Origin of the sequence: Sinorhizobium sp. BG8 (assembly GCF_016864555.1) — a bacterium.
Classification (GTDB): Bacteria; Pseudomonadota; Alphaproteobacteria; order Rhizobiales; family Rhizobiaceae; genus BG8.
In genome coordinates this window covers 349,161-368,836 of the sequence record NZ_CP044012.1, presented here as the reverse complement: position 1 = coordinate 368,836, position 19,676 = coordinate 349,161, and the positions used below count along the sequence as shown (strand labels likewise).

Here is a 19,676-nt window from a genome sequence, read left to right as displayed (position 1 = left end):
GCTTTTCGATGGGCCTGCACGGGATCCGTGCGGGGTTTGGTGCTCCACCCGTTTCGCAGGCGCCTAACGGCCTTGCATGCCCTCCATCCACAGGTCACTTGTCGAATTTGACGAGATTTCTTTACTTCTCCTGCACGGCCAGCTGATATGCGTCGCTCAACCGCACTCACTCGGGTTGGTCTTGAGATGGATTCTTCCAGAAAGCCTGGACGCCGTTTGCTCCGCGTGGCTGGCATCGCCGCCGGCGGTGGCCTGGCCGCCATGGCATTGGCTCTCGTCATTCAGTCGGTTCTCTATCTCGCGCTTCCGGAAGCCCCCGTGCTTGCCGGCTTCCTCGGTACGGGCGTCGTCGCGCTTCTGGCAAGCCTCCCCCTCCTCTCCACTGTTCTCTGGCAGGGCGAGACACTGAGGCTCGCTCGGATGCGCCGTTCCGCCGAGCTGGGCAGAGATGCCGTGACGAAGGTCATGAATGGCCGGGTGTTCTCCGCCCAGGTGGAGCACTTCGCCGAGCAACGCATTCAGACCGGCGAGAACGCAGGCGGAATCGTCGTTGGCGTGACGGTTGGAGGCCTCGATGCAATCAACCGCCACTACGGTCACGAGTGGGGTGACGAGGTGATGCGTTCGCTCGCCGCGATCATCCGCGCCTCGGTTCGCAAAGGCGACCTCGTTGCCCGCATAGGCTTCAATCAGTTCGGGATACTGCTTGCCGGTGCGGATGCCAAGAACGCCCAGGTCATTGGCGCGCGCATTCTCAAGCGCGTTTCGGATGCGGCCTTCAGTGCGGCGGAAGCGGGCCCGGGTATGGATATCCTCATCGGCGGCGTGCTGTTCGAGGAGCCGATCGATTTCACCTCGCTTCACCGGATGTTGGACGAAGCAGCACAGCCGGCCGATCCGCAGGCGACCATCCATGTGCCCGTGCGGCGTGTGGAGGACATCGGAATGTCCGCGCCGATCTGACGCTCGAAGCCAGCAGATCCTACCACCTTAAAAAACCGACGCCGCACACCCATAGGGTTGCGCGGCGTCGGCAGGTTCTGTCCGCGGCCACGGGATTGGACGTGGCCGCAGTCTGAATTATCAGGCGGTCGGCGTATGGTTCACGGTGTGCTCGTCATCATACAGGATCTTCACGGCCGCGGTGGAGTTCTGGAGCACGGCAACCGCGTCCCACGTACCGTGGTCGTTGACGCTGATCGTCGTATGTCCGCCGCTGACCGTAGCCTTGATGTTGGCCTGTGCTTCCGCCAGGCTCGCATCGTGACCGAGGAGCGAGTTGAGCAGGTCGGAAACGTCGAGCGTATCCTCTCCGCTCTTGTAGTCGGTTATCACATCGACAAGGTTGACCTCGTTCAGCGCCGACGGATCGATGACGAAGGTATCCTTGCCCGTGCCACCGGTCAGGGTGTTCTTCCCCGCTCCTCCGTAGAGCGTATCGTCATCGGCACCGCCAATGAGCGTGTCATCACCTAGCCCGCCATAAAGCTTGTCGCTTCCGGAACCGCCATGGATCCAGTCGTCGCCGCTGCCACCGGTCAGGGTGTCCTTGCCGCCAAAGCCATAGATCACCTGGTCGTTGGACTGCGACGATCTGTTGATCGTGTCGGCACCGTTGTTGTCGCCCAAAATGAGAGTAACAGTTTCCTGGTGTGACGCGCCGTGGCTGTCCGTCACGGTCAGCGAGAGGTCCGTGGCCTTCCAATCCTTATAACTGTGCTCGCTGGACGCCTTGACAACACCGCTTGAAGATACGCTGAAGCCGTTGGGTGTGTTGTTGCCCTGATAGCTGAATCCGCTGGTATCGTCCGGATCCACCGCCGAGAGCGTGAAGAGGGTCGAACCGTTGGCTACCTTGGTATTCTGGCCACTGTCTGTTGCGGACAGTTCCTGATTTCCGGCAGCGAAGATGTCTGTTGGCGCATCGTTGACGCTGACCACCTTGACGGTCGTATTGGCCGTGTTGGAGTCCGCCTCACCATCGTTGACCGTGATCGAGAAGACGCGATCGGCGGTCGAGGGCTGGTCCGAGGTGCTGGAGAACCGGACAGCCTCGATGGCAGCCTCATAGCTCGCAATGGCGGCCGCTCCGGAGAACACGATCGTACCTCCGACGATCGAGAAGGAGATGCCCCCGATCGTGCCGGTGGTGCCGCTCTTGCCGGCGATCGACAACTGGTCCCCCGCCTGCATGTTGGTGAGAACGACGGTCGCCTTGTTCATCTGCGTATCGGTCGTGTCGGCAATCGAGGCATCGCCAACGATCGCTACCGCGGTGCCATTCTCCGTGTAGGTCGGCGTCGACGAGTAGGCGATCTTGACGTTATCGATCAGGACACGGTCATCCGATTCCAGGCTGTCCGTGGCAACAAAACGGATAGTCGTGCTCGCCGAGATGTATTGGCTGAGATCAATACTGCCGGAAGAGACAAAACCGCTTTCCGTGCCAGGGCCGGCGATGGTCTTGAGATCCTTCCATTCGCCGTTGCTCCAGACCTGGACAAGAACCTTGTCATCGGCCTCGAGTCCGACGCGCTGGAAGTCGAATGTCAGCACCGCGGACGTAGCCCCGGAGAGGTTGACTGTTCGTTGGATGGCATCCCCGCCGTCAGCGCCGAAGTCACTATCCGACAAGACCAGATAGCTGTTTCCACCAGACGAACCGATCTTGATGTCCCCGCTGTAGGGTAATCCCGGCCAGTCGTTTGTTTCCGTCCAGTCGGAGGCCCAGTTGGCGGTACCGTTGTTTCCTTGGTAGTCGCCGCTCTGGAAGGTATCGAGGACGTAGTTGGTGGTCGACAATGTCAGCACCGGCGCGGTGTTTTCATCGACATTGGTCACGTTGATCGTGATCAGCTGCTGGGTGGTTGTCGTACCGTCAAAGACGTTGACGGTCACCTTGTAGCTGTTGTTGTGGTCGCCGTCCGCGGGTGCTTCGTAGTCCGGTGCTGTATTGAAGACGAGCTTGCCGGAGTCCTTGTCGATGGAGAAGAGGGCTCCGTCTCCTCCGCTCGCAATGCTGTAGGAGAGTTTGTCGCCCGTATCGACGTCGGTCGCGGTGACCGTGCCGACGGCTGTGGTGTTCTCCGACACGTTGAAGCTGCTTGCGGAGGTTACGACCGGTGCGTCGTTCGTACCGGTGACCGTCCAGCTGACGCTCGCCGCCGTCGATGCAATGCCATCGGAGACCGCGTAGTTGACGGTCACCGTCGTCGTGGCGTCCTTCGCCAGCGACTGGAAGGCTGCATTGGTCGGATCCAGCGTGAAGGAATGCGTTGCCTCATTCCAGGTTACGCCGGCTGGCAGGGTGGACTGGATGTTGACGACCTTGAGCGTCGTGCCGGCATCCACGTCGGAAGCAGCGCCGAGGGCGTTGAGGGTAACCGCCGAGCCGTCCTCGGTGGCGGAGCCTGTGACGGTCCCGGTGACATCCGGCGCATCGTTGACCCCATTGAGGGTAACGACGACGTTCTGTGTCGTGGTACCGCCGTGGCCGTCGCTGATCGTCACGGTATAGGTCTGCGTAAGCGTCTCACCCTGGCCGAGCGACTGCAAATCCTTCTCGTCGACGACGAGGCGCCATGCAACCTTTCCGACACCGTCAGTCGTGGCACTGTCGGTGATCGAGGTGATGAAGGTGCCGAGGTAGCCGGCTCCAGCCGGCGTCGCCGACACGGTGTGCGTGTCGCCGATATCGGCATCCGTGAAGTTGATGACGCCGTGAGTGCTCTCGCTTGCGGTGGCCTTTACCGAGACGTTGTCGAGCTGCAGGCTCCCGTTCACCCCATAGGCGGAGAATGTCAACTCGGTGGAGCTGGACGTTGCCACAGCCTTGAAGCTGTACCAGGTCATAGCGTCATAGCTGCCGCTGGCGGGCAGAGCGGCGATGGCGAAGTACGTCTGTCCGTTCCACGTCACCGTGAGCCCGTTCTGGCTGTTGGCATATGCGTTGCCCAGCTGGAAGCGGACTTCGTAAAGCGCCCCTTCCGTCGTGGCGAGGGTCTGAGACAAAGAGTCAGGCGTCGTGGAGTGCGTGTAGAACGTGACCGCATTGCTGCCGTTTACGTAGGCTCCGCCGGTGGAGCTCGACTCCGAGCCCTTCGTCAGTTCCCAACCGGTAGGCACACCGCTGACAAACGAGCCGAAGCCGCCGTTTGACACCAGCTCAACAGGCGCCGGAGCGGCTGTCGCATTTTCCGTAACCGCTCCGCTGACAACATTGGCCGTGGCCACGATTGCCGGATTGTCGTTCGCGCCGGTGATGTTGATGGTCAGGTCGGCCGTCGAGGTTGCGCCATGTGCATCCTTCACCGTGTAGGTGAAGACTTCGCTGGCAGCGGCATCCTTGACGAGCGCCTGGGTGTCCGCATCCTCATCATCCAGCGTGTAGGTGTAGCTGCCGTCCGCATGGATGGTGAGCGTGCCGTACTTGCCGATGACCGTGGTGCCGGCCTCATCCGCCGATACGGCCGTCGAGCTGCCGTTGTAGGTGATCTTCGTGACCACCTTCGTGTCGAAGGTATCGGCATCGGTGTCGTTCGCCAGAACATTGCCGGTTGCCGTCGAGTCCCCGGGCGTGCCGTTGTCGACGCCGCCCGCTTCCACGACCGTATCGCTATCTCCGACAGCGACAGGACCGTCGTTGATGAGCTCGGCTGCAGTGAGCGTTCCGCCGGTACCGCCATTCTCGCCCTGGAAGAAGAAGTTCTCGACGTTCTTCGTGCTGACCACCACGGAATTGTCGGCGATGCGCGTCACCGTGTAGAAGCCGGAAGTGGCGTCATAGGTGACGTTGTAGTCGATCCAGCGGCCGGCCAGCTTGACGGTGTCCGTGTCGCCGGATGTCGTCGGATCGACGTCGTTGATGACGACGCTCGTTCCGGCAAGGTTTCTGAGGTCGATCGTGTCGTCGCCTGTGCCGCCGTTGACGACGATGGTCGACGGAGCGATCGCGGTGCCGGTCAGGTCTCCGATGATGACGGTGTCACCTGCCGAGCCCGTGTTGATCACGACGCGTTCGATCTCGTCTGCACGCACCGTCGCTGCACCCGTGCCGGTGTAGCTCACGATCACGTCAGCAAGGTCACTCGGATAGGCCTGGATATTGGCAGCGTCGCCAATCGCACCCTTGCCTATCGTGAACGTCCGCTCGGCGGCGTCACCGGTGATTTCGAGCACATCGTAGTTCGGATAGCTGGTACCTGTTTCCGAGCCGCCATTGATCCGGTCGTTGCCGTCGCCGACTGCGTAGATGAAGCGATCGTTGCCGGCCCCGCCGATCAGCGCATCGTCGCCCTTGCCGCCGATGATGATGTCGTCGCCGTTGCCGCCGTCGATGCGATCGTTGCCGTCGCCACCGTCCAGCGTGTCGTTGCCGTCACCGCCGCGCAGGATGTCGTTGCCCTTGCCGCCGAAAATGGTGTCGTTGCCGATGCCACCCTCGAGGGTGTCGTCGCCCGCGCCGCCATCGATGACATCGTCACCTTCGCCGCCATAGACGGTGTCGTTACCCGCACCGGTGCGGATCTCGTCGTTTCCGGAGCCCGCATTGACGGTCATCGGCGTTGCGCCGACGTTGGCAGCCAGCACGTGGTCGTCGCCGTCTCCACCTTCGATCGTGATCGCCTGGATCGAGGTTCCGGCCAGGCTCGTGATCGTGACCGTGTCGCCTGCGTCGCCAAGGTTGAGCTCGAGGTTTTCGACCTCATCGACCCGTGTCGCCGTCGTGCCGTAAGCCAGCTGAACGTCGACCCCGTTGCCGGCGCCCTGGTTGATCTCCTGGCCTCCGGTGATCGTTCCGATGTTGAGGTTCAACTGTCCTGCCGTGTTCGTCACGACAAGCGTGTCGATGCCGGCATTGCCGACGATGCGATCGTTGCCGTCGCCGATGGCATAGATGAAGCGGTCGTTGCCCGCGCCACCGATGAGAGCATCGTCGCCCTTGCCGCCGTTGATGACGTCATCGCCGTTGCCGCCGTCGAGCCGGTCATTGCCGTCTCCACCGTAGAGCGTGTCGTTGCCGTCGCCGCCGCGCAGGATGTCGTTGCCGTCGCCGCCGTAGAGGCGATCCGAACCGCTGCCGCCATCGATCGTGTCGTCGCCGCCAAGGCCCGCGAGCACGTCGTCGCCTTCGCCACCGAGGAGCTCGTCGGCACCCGCGCCGCCCTGCAGATAGTCATTGCCTGCAGCGCCATCGATCCGGATACCGCCACCGACGGCGTCGCTCAGATAGTCGGAGCGGACGAGGATGATGTCGTTGCCTTCCGTGCCGTCGATGCGCTCGATGCCAGAGAATGTGGGAGCGCCGGACAGGGAGGCGTCGAAGACGAAGCCCGCGGAACCCTCCGCATCAAGCTGGATCTTGTCGTAGCCACTGCCGCCGATCACGGCATCGCCCGTTCCGGCAAGGCCGGCCAGGGACAGCGACAGCGTGGTGCCGTCGCCGAGCATCATGGTGCGCGGACCGTAGTTTCCGGCATCGGTGATGTCGGCACCCAGCTTGAACGTGTCGTCGCCGGCTCCGCCCTCGAGCGTGTCGTTGCCCTTGCCGCCGATCAGGATGTCATTGCCGCCGTTGCCGACGAGGTGGTTCGCCTCGTCACCGCCGATCAGGATATCGGCGGCCTTTGAGCCGTAGGCATCTACGGTGTTGCCGAGCGCGTCCTTGCCGACAACATTGCCCGAGCCAAAGTCTTCCGCCGTGTTCGCCTGAACGGTCTTGCCGTTCTGCGTCTTGGCGCTGTCGCTGAGGTTTACGAAGACACCGGTGTTGAGGTTGTCATAGTGGATCGTTCCGGTTGGGTCGATCGATCCGGCCGCATCAACGCGAACGGTGAAGGTGCCGGAGTCGGAGTCTCCATCGTTGTCCGTGGCAGTGTAGCCGAAGGTCAGATCGATGAAGTGGTTGCTGCCGTCCGGCGCCGGATGGTCGAGCGGCTGACGCAGTTCGAAGGAGTAGCTGCCGGCGGCCGCGTCCGAAACCGTAAGGATGAAGACGATGTTCACAGCGGTCGTCACCGCCGGTGCACTGCCGGTATAGCCGACGAGAACCCCGTTGATGAGCGTCGTGCGGACCTGGAGACCGTTCGAGTACAGGTTCGTCATGGAGCTGGAGCCGGTCGCGGTGACACTGTTCGCCAGGGTCACGGAGCGGTCCCGTGCCTGACCGTCATTGTTCCCGTTGTCTGCACCCCATGAAATGTCGAGCGAAACGTTGTTGAGCTTGCGCGCGCCGTCTTCGAAGACGGTTGTCGCCTCGGTCGCCGGCTTCGTGTCGACGACGACGGGTGCGTCGTCGTGAACCGTCGTGCGGATGATGCCGGTGACGCTGTCGCCGTCTCCATCGGAGAAGAGGACGGTCGCATCGATCCTGAGGGTGGTGATCGCCGAGCCATCCTCAGCCGCAATGTGGTCGATCGGCCTGAAGAGGGTCGTCGTCGCATTGCTGTCGGTGTCCGTCAGCTTGATTTCGATGACAGTGGAATGACTGCCATTGCCAAGGGTGATGTAGCCGCGGATGGTGTTTTCGTCGATCAGTTCGAAGACGATGACATGGCCATTGGAGGTCAGCTTCGACGAGCTTGCGGGGCCGTTCGACACGTCAAGCGTCACATTGCCGGCGAGACCGCCGCCGATATCGAGCTTCAATGCGCCGGTGAAGGCCGTCGCGCCATAGCCGTCGGCGCCGTATTTCACCGCAAACGTGCTGCTGTCCGTGCCTGTCGCCGAGCCGATGCCGGATTCGTAGACATCGTTGTAGCGGTAGATCTGCGTCAACGTCGGCGTGTCGTCGTTGACGTTGACCGTCAGCGAGCCCTTGGAGATGTCGCCATCGCCGTCAGTGACGGTGAAGCCGAACTTGAGCGCCAGGTTCTCTTCCGTCGTGCCGGCCGTCGAATGAGCGAGCGGCTTCAGCACCGAGAAGGTGTAGGAACCGTCGGCATTGATCGTTAGCGTGGCGACTGCATTGCCGCTGGTCAGGCCCGTTGCGGTCCAGGTGGTCGCTCCACCTTCGACCGTTGCGGTGCCCCACTTCACGGTTTCGGTATGCGCAACGCCGTTGGCATCCTTGTAGATGGCGCTGAACGCGGTGGTATCGCCGAGCGAGACGCTCTTGAACCCATCGGCACCGGCTGTGAACAGGGCGCCTGCGCCACCGCTGACCGACGTCCTGTCGGCAACATCGCCAGTCCCGTCGGCATTGCCGGCAAACAGCGTCTGGGCATCGTCGTCGAGCTTGTCGGCGGCCGTCACAGTGTTGGCAACCGGCGTGTCGTCATTGACGTTGACGGACAGCGAGCCATTGGAGGTGTCGCCGTCGCCGTCAGTGACGGTGAAGCCGAACTTGAGCGTCAGGTTTTCTTCGAACGAGCCCGCAGCCGAATGAGCGAGCGGCTTCAGCACCGTGAAGGTGTAGGAGCCGTCGGCATTGATCGTCAGCGTGGCGACCGCATTGCCGCTGGTCAGGCCCGTTGCGGTCCAGGTGGTTGCCCCACCGTCGACCGTTGCGGTGCCCCACTTCACGGTTTCGGTATGCGCGACGCCATTGGCATCCTTGTAGATGGCGCTGAACGCGGTGGTGTCGCCAAGCGAGACGCTCTTGAACCCATCGGCACCGGCGGTGAACAGCGCACCTGCGCCGCCGCTGACCGACGTCCTGTTGGCAACGTCGCCAGTGCCACCGGCATTGCCGGCAAACAGCGTCTGTGCATCGTCGTCGAGCTTGTCGGCGGCCGTCACAGTGTTGGCAACCGGGCTGTCGTCGATGACGTTGACGGTGAAGCCGCCTGTTGCGGTGTCTCCGTCACCGTCGCGTGCGGTGAACTTGAAGGTGAAGGAGAGCGTGTCTTCCTGGGCGGCGCTGTTGCCCTTGACCGGATGGTCGAGCACGCCGTCGAGGTCGAAGCTGTAGGAGCCGGCGCCCTTGTCGGAGAGCGTGACGGTGAAGACGGTGTGGCCGCCGGCCGAGGCCGTCAGCACGGTGCCGTTGGCCGACAGCGTGAAGGTCAGCGCCTGGCCTTCGGAGGTGAGGCTGGAGAGTGCGATGGCGGTGTTGCCGCTCTTGACCGAGAGGAACTCGGAGGCCTGTGCGGCGGTCAGCGCGACGGCTGCTCCGGTGCCGGTGGCGAAGACCACCGAGCGGTCGCCGAGGACCTGTGTGCCGGTGAAGCCGCCGTTCTCGATCTTGTTGGAGTCGTCACCGCCCCAGCCGATGTTGAGCGAGGCGCCGATCTTGTCGGTGATCGGTCCGCCATTGGCAAGCACGGCGCCGATCTCGACGCCGAGCGGCGAGGCATCCTCGTTGCCGCCGGGAAGCGCTTCCTCCTCGACATAGCGGTCATGGATCGGGCCGAGGGTGACCGGCGTGTCGTCGATGACGTTGACGGTGAAGCTTGCCGGAGCGGTGGTGTCGCCGTCGCTGTCGGTGGCGGTGAACTGGAAGGTCAGCGCCTTGGCGTCCTCGCCGGCGCCGCTGTGGTCCAGCGTGTCGATCAGCGTGAAGGTGTAGGAGCCGCTGCCGTTGTCGGACAGGCTGACGGTGAAGACAATGTGGGCCGCGGCCGCGGCTTCGGCATTGGCCGGAACCGAGGTCGGCGCGACGTTGCCGGTGTAGGCGAGCAGTACCTGGCCGCCCTCGACGGTGACGACCGTGTACTTCACGGCCTCGCCGCGCGAGGTGAGGCCCTCCGGCGCGACGGTGCCGGCGGCAAAGGCGACCGAGCGGTTGCCGAGGCCGGTCTTGCTCTCGTCGTCGGCATTGTCGGCACCCCAGGAGATGGCCAGCGAGCCACCGGTGGTCTGGGTGGTGACGTCGTGGAACTTCAGCCCGAAGTGGCTGGTGTAGTCGCCGTCGGAACCGGTGTCCTCGTTGCCGGCGCCGATGACGGCCGGCTGCTCTTCCTCGACCAGGCCGCCGGACGTCGGCGTGCCGATCGTCGCCACGTCATCGACGACCTTCACGGTGAAGGTGTTGGACGAGGTGTCGCCGTCACTGTCGGTGGCGGTGTAGTTGAAGGTGAGCTGCAGCGTGTTCTCGCCGTTGCCGCTCGCATGGTCGAGCGGCTTGACCAGCGTGAGGCTGTAGGAGCCGCTGTCGGCATCCGACAGCGAGGCGTGCAAGACGACGTTGCCGGAAGCAACCGAAGTCGGAACGGTGTTGCCGGTGTAGCCGACCAGCGTGCCGTTCGCGAGAATGGCGAAGTGGACGGTCTGGCCGAGCGAGGTCAGCGTCTGGCCATAGGCGCCCGAGACGCCGACATTGGCGTTGGTGAAGGCGACCGAACGGTCATTACTGCCGCTATTGTTGGCGTCGTCTGCACCCCAGGAGACGTTGAGCGAACCGCCGGCCGTGGCCGACAGACCATCGTCCTCGTTGTTGCCGAAGTTGACGGCTTCGTCCTCGACCGTCGAGCTGGTGCCCTTGCCCGCAACCGGGCTGTCGTCGATGACGTTGACGGTGAAGCCGCCTGTTGCGGTATCGCCGTCACCGTCGCGTGCGGTGAACTTGAAGGTGAAGGAGAGCGTGTCTTCCTGGGCGGCGCTGTTGCCCTTGACCGGATGGTCGAGCACGCCGTCGAGGTCGAAGCTGTAGGAGCCGGCGCCCTTGTCGGAGAGCGTGACGGTGAAGACGGTGTGGCCGCCGGCCGAAGCCGTCAGCACGGTGCCGTTGGCCGACAGCGTGAAGGTCAGCGCCTGGCCTTCGGAGGTGAGGCTGGAAAGTGCAATGGCGGTGTTGCCGCTCTTGACCGAGAGGAACTCGGAGGCCTGGGCTGCGGTCAGCACAACGGCTGCTCCGGTGCCGGTGGCGAAGACCACCGAGCGGTCGCCGAGGACCTGGGTGCCGGTGAAGCCGCCGTTCTCGATCTTGTTGGAGTCGTCGCCGCCCCAGCCGATGTTGAGCGAGGCGCCGATCTTGTCGGTGATCGGTCCGCCATTGGCAAGCACGGCGCCGATCTCGACGCCGAGCGGCGAGGCATCCTCGTTGCCGCCGGGAAGCGCTTCCTCCTCGACATAGCGGTCATGGATCGGGCCGAGGGTGACCGGCGTGTCGTCGATGACGTTGACGGTGAAGCTTGCCGGAGCGGTGGTGTCGCCGTCGCTGTCGGTGGCGGTGAACTGGAAGGTCAGCGCCTTGGCGTCCTCGCCGGCGCCGCTGTGGTCCAGCGTGTCGATCAGCGTGAAGGTGTAGGAGCCGCTGCCGTTGTCGGACAGGCTGACGGTGAAGACAATGTGGGCCGCGGCCGCGGCTTCGGCATTGGCCGGAACCGAGGTCGGCGCGACGTTGCCGGTGTAGGCGAGCAGTACCTGGCCGCCCTCGACGGTGACGACCGTGTACTTCACGGCCTCGCCGCGCGAGGTGAGGCCCTCCGGCGCGACGGTGCCGGCGGCAAAGGCGACCGAGCGGTTGCCGAGGCCGGTCTTGCTCTCGTCGTCGGCATTGTCGGCACCCCAGGAGATGGCCAGCGAGCCACCGGTGGTCTGGGTGGTGACGTCGTGGAACTTCAGCCCGAAGTGGCTGGTGTAGTCGCCGTCGGAACCGGTGTCCTCGTTGCCGGCGCCGATGACGGCCGGCTGCTCTTCCTCGACCAGGCCGCCGGACGTCGGCGTGCCGATCGTCGCCACGTCGTCGACGACATCAACGACAAAGGTGCCGGTGAAGCTGTCGCCGTCACTGTCGGTTGCCGTGTAGCCGAGGGTCAGCGACAGGCTGTTCTCATCGCTGCCTGCTGCGTGGTCGAGCGGCTGCACGAGGGTGAAGCTGTAGGAGCCGTTGTCGGCGTCCGAAAGCGAGGCGTAGAAGACGACGCCCTTGGATCCTTCGCCGGTCAGCGCGGTCGGTGCAGTGTCGCCGGTATAACCGACCAGTACGCCGTTGATGATTGCGGTATGGACGACCTGGCCGAGCGAGGTCAGGGTCTCACCGTAAGCACCGGAAACTGCCACGGATGCGTTGGTGAAGGTAACCGAACGATCGTTGCTGCCGCCATTGTTGGCGTCGTCGGAACCCCAGGAAATGTTGAGCGAACCGCCGGCCGAAGCCGAGAGACCATCGTCCTCGTTGTTAGCGCCATTGACGGCTTCATCCTCGACGGTGCCGCGGACCTCTTCGCCGCGCTCCGGAACGTCGTCGACGACATCGACGACGAACGAGCCAGTGATGCTGTCGCCGTCACTATCGGTTGCCGTGTAGCCGAAGGTCAGCGACAGGCTGTTTTCCTCGCTGCCGGTAGCGTGGTCGAGCGGCTGAACGAGGGTGAAGCTGTAGGAGCCGTTGTCTGCATCGGAAAGCGTGGCGTAGAAGACGACGCCCTTCGAGCCTTCGCCGGTTGCTGCGGTCGGTGCCGTTTCTCCGGTATAGCCAATGAGCGTACCGTCGGCGAGGACTGCGAAATGCACCGTCTGGCCGAGCGACGTCAGGGTTTCGCCGGAAGCACCGGCTACGGCGACATCGGCGCTGGTGAACGCGACCGAGCGGTCGTTGCTGCCGCCGGCATTGGCGTCGTCTGAACCCCAGGAAATGTTGAGCGAGCCGCCTGTCGAAGCGGAGAGACTATCGTCCTCGTCGTTGCCGTTGTTGACGGCCTCGTCCTCGACGGTGCCGCGGACCTCTTCGCCCCGCTCCGGGACATCATCGACGACATTGACGGTGAAGGTGTTCGAAGAGGTGTCGCCGTCGCTGTCGGTCGCGGTGTAGCCGAAGGTCAGCGACAGGCTGTTTTCGTCGCTGCCGGTAGCGTGGTCGAGCGGCTGAACGAGGGTGAAGCTGTAGGAGCCGTTGTCTGCGTCGGAAAGCGTGGCGTAGAAGACGACGCCCTTCGAGCCTTCGCCCGTTGCTGCGGTCGGTACCGTTTCGCCGGTATAGCCGATCAGCGTACCGTCGGCGAGAACAGCGAAATGAACCGTCTGGCCGAGCGACGTCAGGGTTTCGCCGGAAGCTCCGGTTACGGTGACATCGGCACTGGTGAACGCAACAGAGCGATCGTTGCTGCCGCCGGCATTGGCGTTGTCCGAGCCCCAGGAAATGTTGAGCGAGCCGCCGGCAGTGGCGGAGAAGCCATCATCCTCGTCATTGCCGAAGTTGACGGACTCGTCCTCGACGGTAGAGCTTGTTCCGACATTGGCGATCGGGGCGTCGTCGACGACGCTGACGGTGAAGCTGTTCGAGGCAGTGTCGCCGTCGCTGTCGGTTGCCGTGTAGCCGAAGGTCAGCGAAAGGCTATTTTCGCCGCCCCCGGCGGCGTGATCGAGCGGCTTGACGAGCGTGAAGGAGTAGGAGCCGTTGCCGCTGTCGGAAAGCGAGGCGTAGAAGACAACGCTGCCCGCCGATGTCGTCGTCGGTACGGACTCGCCGGTGTAGCCGATCAGCGTGCCGTCAGCGAGAATTGCGAAATGAACGGTCTGGCCGGCCGATGTCAGGGCCTCGCCGGAGGCGCCGGTGACGGAGACGTTGGCGTTCGTGAAGGCAACCGAGCGATCGTTGGTACCGCCGGCATTGGCATTGTCGGCGCCCCAGGAAATGTTGAGCGATCCGCTGGCAGTGGCGGAGAAGCCATCATCCTCGTCATTGCCGAAGTTGACGGACTCGTCCTCGACGGTAGAGCTTGTTCCGACATTGGCGATTGGGGCGTCGTCGACGACGCTGACGGTGAAGCTGTTCGAGGCAGTGTCGCCGTCGCTGTCGGTTGCCGTGTAGCCGAAGGTCAGCGAAAGGCTATTTTCGCCGCCCCCGGCGGCGTGATCGAGCGGCTTGACGAGCGTGAAGGAGTAGGAGCCGTTGCCGCTGTCGGAAAGCGAGGCGTGGAAGACAACGCTGCCCGCCGATGTCGTCGTCGGTACGGACTCGCCGGTGTAGCCGATCAGCGTGCCGTCAGCGAGAATTGCGAAATGAACGGTCTGGCCGGCCGATGTCAGGGCCTCGCCGGAGGCGCCGGTGACGGAGACGTTGGCGTTCGTGAAGGCTACCGAGCGATCGTTGGTGCCGCCGTTGTTTGCGCTGTCGGCGCCCCAGTCGATGTTGAGCGAACCGGTGGCGGAACCGAGCGAGCCGCCCTCGTTGTTCCCGCCGCTGAGGGCTTCGTCGTGGACGGTCGTGGAGACACCGGCCGCCGCGGTCGGGCCGTCATCCAGGATGTCGATGGAGGCAGTTCCGGTGGCGGTATCGTTCTGCTCGTCGGTCACGGTATAGGTGAACTGCAGGCGCAGGATGTCATTGGCGCCGAGTTCGCCCTTGTCCGGGTGATCGATCGCCGCAAGCTGCTGGAAGGTAAAGGCGCCGGTCGCCGGATTCGTGACCGTGAGTATGAACACGACGGTGCCATCGGCGGTAACGCCGGTAAGCGTCAGTCCACCGTTGGAGACTTCGATGGAGATTGCGCTGCCACCCGACGTCAGGCTCGTGGCCGTGCCGGTGCCGGCGGCTTCGTCGAGATCAAGGGCGCCGTCGAACCCGACCGAGGTGATTTCGCCGTTGCTGTCGCCGGGATCGAACCCGAACGTGCCTTCGATCGTCGTGGCTTCGAAGTCACCGTCGCCGTTTGCCGTTTCTGTGAGGGAGATGGTCAGGGTGTCGGTGGTCTCCGGATCGGCCGGCAGGGCGCTCGCGGCTTCCTCGTCGTTGGCGTCGAGTTCGCCAAAGTTGAGTTCGGTATCACCCAGCAGGCTCGCCAGAGGATCGGTTGAATTGTCGTAGCCTGGAAGATTGTCTTCAAACTCTGCGCCGGAGCTCGGCGTTCCCGCGCTCGCGGTGTAGCCGTTTGGCCCGGCTGCGACGTCGACGCCGTTGGATTCCATGGCGGCGAGGAGAACCTGCTGCGGGATCTGCACATCGTCGATCATGAAGGTCGGGATGTTGAGTGCGCCGTTGACGATCCGGATCTCTGTTCCGTCGGCCTGGACGAGGACGAGATCGGTTCCTTCAACCTGGATATCGTCGATCGATACGTTTGCAGGCAGGTGCACGGTGTTGCTGGCGTCCGCAGTCACCTGCGCGGGAAACGCTGGGGTCTCAACCGGCTGCTGGGGGACACGATCCGTCTTGGTGCTGTCATTCTCCGCCTGGGCTATTTCTACAGCCTCAACGTGTTCCTCGCGTGGATCGGAGAAAGTCTCATTGGCTGCGATTTCGCTGTCGCTGACGGTAAAGCGCGGATCTTCGATATTCATTGCAGCAATCCCTAAAACAATACACTGCTGCACTGAAATCGCGTCAGGGGTCCTTTTGCAATACTTCCTTAACTGTTGAGATATAACCGGTTATGCATCGCCCCAAAAATGTATAGAAAAGGTTAACCCTGGCGCTGGTTTTGCTGCGTTTTTTCGTCGTCGGAGCGTAGGTCTACTGACTGAAATACTGCTCGGGCGCGGTGTCGGCGCTTGGTGATTCACGTAACGTGAGGTCTGCGGCGCGATTCATTTCCAGTCGACGTGACCTCCCGGTTGAAAAATGGCGGCGGATTGCCCGATTCGCGCGAAACATCAGGGATGGCGGTCGATCGTCGAGCGCAGCCCAAAATGATAACAGTTCACCCGTTTTGGTTGAGGGAGACGACTGCCCGTCCGCGATCAGGTTTTCGAAACGAAGCCCAGCAACATCGACCGCTCATGAGTGGGGGCGAGTGCCAGCCGGATCTGGCCGCGGATCGTCTGCTGGTTCACGCTGATGCTGAAGCCCGTGCTTATGGCTTTGCCCTTGTTTTCCTCGAGCGCCTTCAGCGCATCCTCGACATGGAGGTCGATCGACAGGGAAAGGCCCTTGGCTGCGGACGTTGTGGGCTGCTGCATCCGGTTGCGCAGCATGGCCAGGAACGGTTCGTTGAAAAACTGGATCTTCTTCTCGCGGGTCAGCGCGATCGTCGGCGACGGCGATGCCTGCACCAGCGCATTGATATTGGCAAGGGTCGAGACATCCTCGAGCGCAGTCAGTCGCTTCAGCGCCCATTTCAGGCTGACGACCCGCAGCAGCGACGCGAGATTGCCGGTTTCCCTTAACTGCGAGGCCGTATGCTGGACCAGTTCGGCGGTCGTCATTTTGCCGGCTGCCGCCATGCGGCTCAGGCCGTCCCAATAGATGCGCTCGAGACGGATGCCGCGGCGCTCTCCGTTCGTTCCAACGACCACCCTGAAACGGGGTTCGGCCTCGTCCGCGCCGACGCTGGGCAGCGGGCCCTCGACCAATTCAACCGGCATGGTGTCGTCGGGGGGCGCCTGTTTCATCCGTCAGCGCTCCGTCAGTGCTTCGGAGCGGGCCTTGTTGATCGGCTTCAGGAGATAGCTGATAATTGTCTTGCGTCCGGTGAGGATCTCGACGGAGGTCACCATGCCCGGCATGATCGGGTAGCTCTTGCCGTTGCGCTCCAGGGCCGAACGATTGGTCTTGGCCTGCACGAGGTAGTAGGCTTCGCCTTTCTCCTTTTCGACAAGGCTGTCGGCCGAGACGTTGACCACCTCCCCTTCCAAGCCGCCGAAAATCGAGAAGTCGTACGCCGTCACCTTGATGATGGCGGGTTGCCCGCGGCGGACGAATGCGACATCCCGGGGCGATATGCGGGCCTCGACGAGCAAGGTATCCGCCGTCGGAACGACGCCGGCGATCACCTTGCCGGGCTCGACATAGGCGCCGATCGTGTTGACGTCGAGGGTGTTGACGATACCGTCGACCGGCGAACGGATGTCGGTGCGATTGACCCGGTCCGAGGCGCCGCGGATCGTTTCTTCGACGATACCGAGTTCGGCGAGCGTCTGGGCCTTTTCACTCAGCGCCTCCTGGCGGAGTTCGAGGGTCAGTTCGCCAACCTGCAGGCGAGCCTCCTCTACTGCACCTTCGAGGCGCTGAAGGCTTTCCTCATACACTTTGAGCTGGCCACGCTGGTCGGTGAGATCGCGTTCGATGCGCAGCACTTCCGTCTGGGCGACCAGCTTCTTTTTCGCAAGCGGCCCGATCAGGTCGCGCTCGCCTTCGGTCGCCGTGATGTTCTCCTTGAGGCGATCGATATTGGCGTGCGCTTCGCTCAGCTCGGTCTGGCGCTGCTTCAGCCGTTCCTGGAGAACCGAAACCTTGTTGAGGTAGTTGGCCTTGGTGGCGGAAAACAACATCTGTTCGTTGTCGCAGACGGCACGCGCCGCTGCCAGGATATCCGGCGGGCAGATGAACTGGCCGTCGTACTCGCCGGCCTCCTGCAGTTTGAGGCGTTCGATCTTGGCCTGCAGTGCGCGGGACTTGGCCACGGATTCGCCGAGCGTCGACGAGGTCGTCGTGTTGTTCAGCTGAACGAGAAGCTGGCCCTTCTTCACGACCTGGCCCAGCGAGACAGCGATTTCCTGGACGATGCCTGGCTCGCTCGACTGGACGATCTGCGTCTTCGATATCGGAATGACCTTGCCGTCGCCCCGCGCAATCTCGTCAACTTCCGCGAGGGTGGCCCAGGCGATGAAGGTGGCGACGAGCAAGGCGACGATGCCGAGAATTGCTCTGGCGAAGAAGGGCGGGCGATCGAGCGTGTTCGCGTTCACTGTTGCTCCGTGGGCTTGCCGCGCTGCATTGCCTCGATCACGCTGCGTTTCGGGCCATCGGCAACAATACGGCCCTTGTCCACGACGATCAGGCGGTCGACGAGATCGAGCATGCTGAAACGGTGTGTCGCGATCACCAGGGTGGTATCCTTTTCGAACGCACCATTGAGGCGCGCGATCAGATGCCGTTCGCTGGCGAGATCCATTGCGCCTGAGGGTTCATCGAGGAAGACGATCTTGGGTTTGGCAAGGAGCAGGCGGGCAATCGTCAATGCCTGTTTCTGGCCGCTGGAAAGATTGGTGCCGCGTTCGCCGACCGGCATGTCGAAGCCGCGTGGGTGGGAGGCGACGAACTCGTCGACGCCAGTCATCCTGGCGACTGCCAGCAGTTCCTCGTCGGTGGCGTCCGATTTGCCGAAGAGAAGGTTTTCCTTGACCGTCCCGGAAAAGAGCTCGGACGACTGGCCGGCAACAGCAACGGCGCTGCGCACTTCCGCCATGTGGTACTGGCGAATATCCACGCCATCGATGAGGATGCGACCCGACGTCGGCGGATAGAGGCCGCCCATGAGGCGGCTCAGGGTCGTCTTGCCGGAGCCGATACGTCCGATGATGCCAATGCGTTCGCCGGCCGTGGCGGTGAAGGAAAGGCCGTTCAGGACGGGGTGATCCGAACCGGGATACTGGAACACGACGTTCTGGAAGCTGAAGCTGCCCTGGGCAATGCGGCGGTTGACGAAGCCGGCGGTCACCGGCCGGTCCTCCGGCTGTTCCATGATCTTGTTCAGGATGCGTAGCGACAACGTCGCCTGCCGGAAACGCGCAAGCGTCATGGTGATCTGGCCGAGCGGTGCGCCTGCCCTTCCAGAAAGCATCACGGCCGCAATGATTGCACCCATCGCGATGCGTCCCTCCGAAAACTCGTAGGTTCCGGCGACGACGATGGCCACGCTCACCATCTGCTGCAGAAACTGTGTCGCGTTTACCGCATTGGACGAGATATGCTTGATCTCTTCGCTGGTACGGGAAGAGTGGTGCGTCAGTTCCTGCCAGCGGCGGAGCATCGGAGCTTCCGCCCGCAGGCTCTTGATGGTCTCGATGGTGGATATCGCCTCAATCAGCAGCGACTGCCGACGTGCGGACTCGTTGGCGGCCGCGGCCATGCGCCGCCCGATCTTGTGCTGGGCATGGAACCCGATGGCGATCGCCAGCAGGAAGGCGACAGCCGGGATCACGACCAGCCAACCCGCGATAAAGAATATGACCGCCAGGAAGATGAACACGAAGAAGCTGTCGATCATCACGCCGATCGTGTTCGAAGTGAAGAACTCGCGAACGAACTCATACTGGCTGACGCGGCTGGCATATTCACCGGTCGACAGTGGCCGGGACGCCATTGTGGAATTCAGCACCTTGTCGAAGAGCAACTGCGAAAGACGCATGTCGGCCTTGCGGCCGGCATAGTCTATAAGAGCTGAGCGTGCGGTCTTGAGCAGGAAATCGAAGAGATACGCGAGCGAGATGCCGATCGCGAGAACCCAGAGAGTGGGGATCGCCTTGTTCGGCAGAACCCGGTCGTAGACGTTCATTACGAACAGCGGTGAGCCGAGCGCGATGATGTTGATGAATAGCGCGGCCGCGATAACCCTCAGGTAGGTCCGCCAGTAGGGAGCGAGCGTGGTCGAGAGCCAGTGCCGCCGCTCAATTTCTTGCGCGGTGCCGACGACACCGTCTTCGGACGCGTTCTCGTAGTGAAGCGTGAAGCTGAACGCCCCGACAGGCTTCATCTCGAAGAGCTCTTCACGCGTGAGCGCCGGCGGCGCGTCCACGTCGCGAACGAGATCAAATACGAAGGAGCCGTCTTCCTGCGCTTCGAGCAGCGGCAATGCACTGCCGTCGGCAAGCATGACGATCGCCGGGCATTCGAAATCGCCCCGCCGGCAATCCCGTTCAGAATGATGGATGCATTGAAGGCCGATGCGTTCCGCCAGGCGCTCCACGTCGTCGAATTGCGCGGACTCGATGTCCTCCTCCGGTACGCCGGAAAACAGCACCGTGTCGGAACTCGGGCGACCGTAGAAGGCCGCTATGGACTTGAATGCATTTCTGAACGTCTGCTGCGCGCGGCTGCCGGAACTCCTGCTTACGTAATCCAACATGGCTTCCAG

The 19,676-nt window shown here is 62.9% G+C and carries 5 protein-coding genes; 1 reads left to right on the top strand and 4 read right to left on the bottom strand.

The annotated features are described in order from the left end of the window. Positions 1 to 186: 186 nt before the first annotated feature. A complete protein-coding gene (locus tag F3Y30_RS22745) occupies positions 187 to 963 on the top strand; it encodes a diguanylate cyclase (RefSeq protein ID WP_203427435.1) in 777 nt (258 codons plus the stop codon). Between the two features lie 120 nt (positions 964 to 1,083). Here the strand turns inward: F3Y30_RS22745 and F3Y30_RS22740 are convergent, their stop codons facing one another. The 4 genes from F3Y30_RS22740 to F3Y30_RS22725 form a co-directional block, all read right to left on the bottom strand. Next, positions 1,084 to 15,162, bottom strand: a complete 14,079-nt coding sequence (locus F3Y30_RS22740; RefSeq protein WP_203427434.1) for a VCBS domain-containing protein — start codon at positions 15,160 to 15,162, stop codon at positions 1,084 to 1,086. A 399-nt stretch (positions 15,163 to 15,561) separates the two neighbouring features. After that, positions 15,562 to 16,212, bottom strand: a complete 651-nt coding sequence (locus F3Y30_RS22735; RefSeq protein ID WP_203427433.1) for a ribbon-helix-helix domain-containing protein — start codon at positions 16,210 to 16,212, stop codon at positions 15,562 to 15,564. 3 nt (positions 16,213 to 16,215) lie between these two features. Beyond that, positions 16,216 to 17,508: an HlyD family type I secretion periplasmic adaptor subunit gene (locus F3Y30_RS22730; RefSeq protein ID WP_203427432.1), complete on the bottom strand. Its 1,293-nt coding sequence runs from the start codon at positions 17,506 to 17,508 to the stop codon at positions 16,216 to 16,218. Next, positions 17,505 to 19,667 carry a type I secretion system permease/ATPase gene (locus tag F3Y30_RS22725; RefSeq protein WP_203427431.1) on the bottom strand — a complete coding sequence of 721 codons (2,163 nt, stop codon included), beginning with the start codon at positions 19,665 to 19,667 and terminating at the stop codon, positions 17,505 to 17,507. The genes F3Y30_RS22730 and F3Y30_RS22725 overlap by 4 nt, the downstream gene beginning before the upstream one ends. Positions 19,668 to 19,676: the final 9 nt, after the last annotated feature.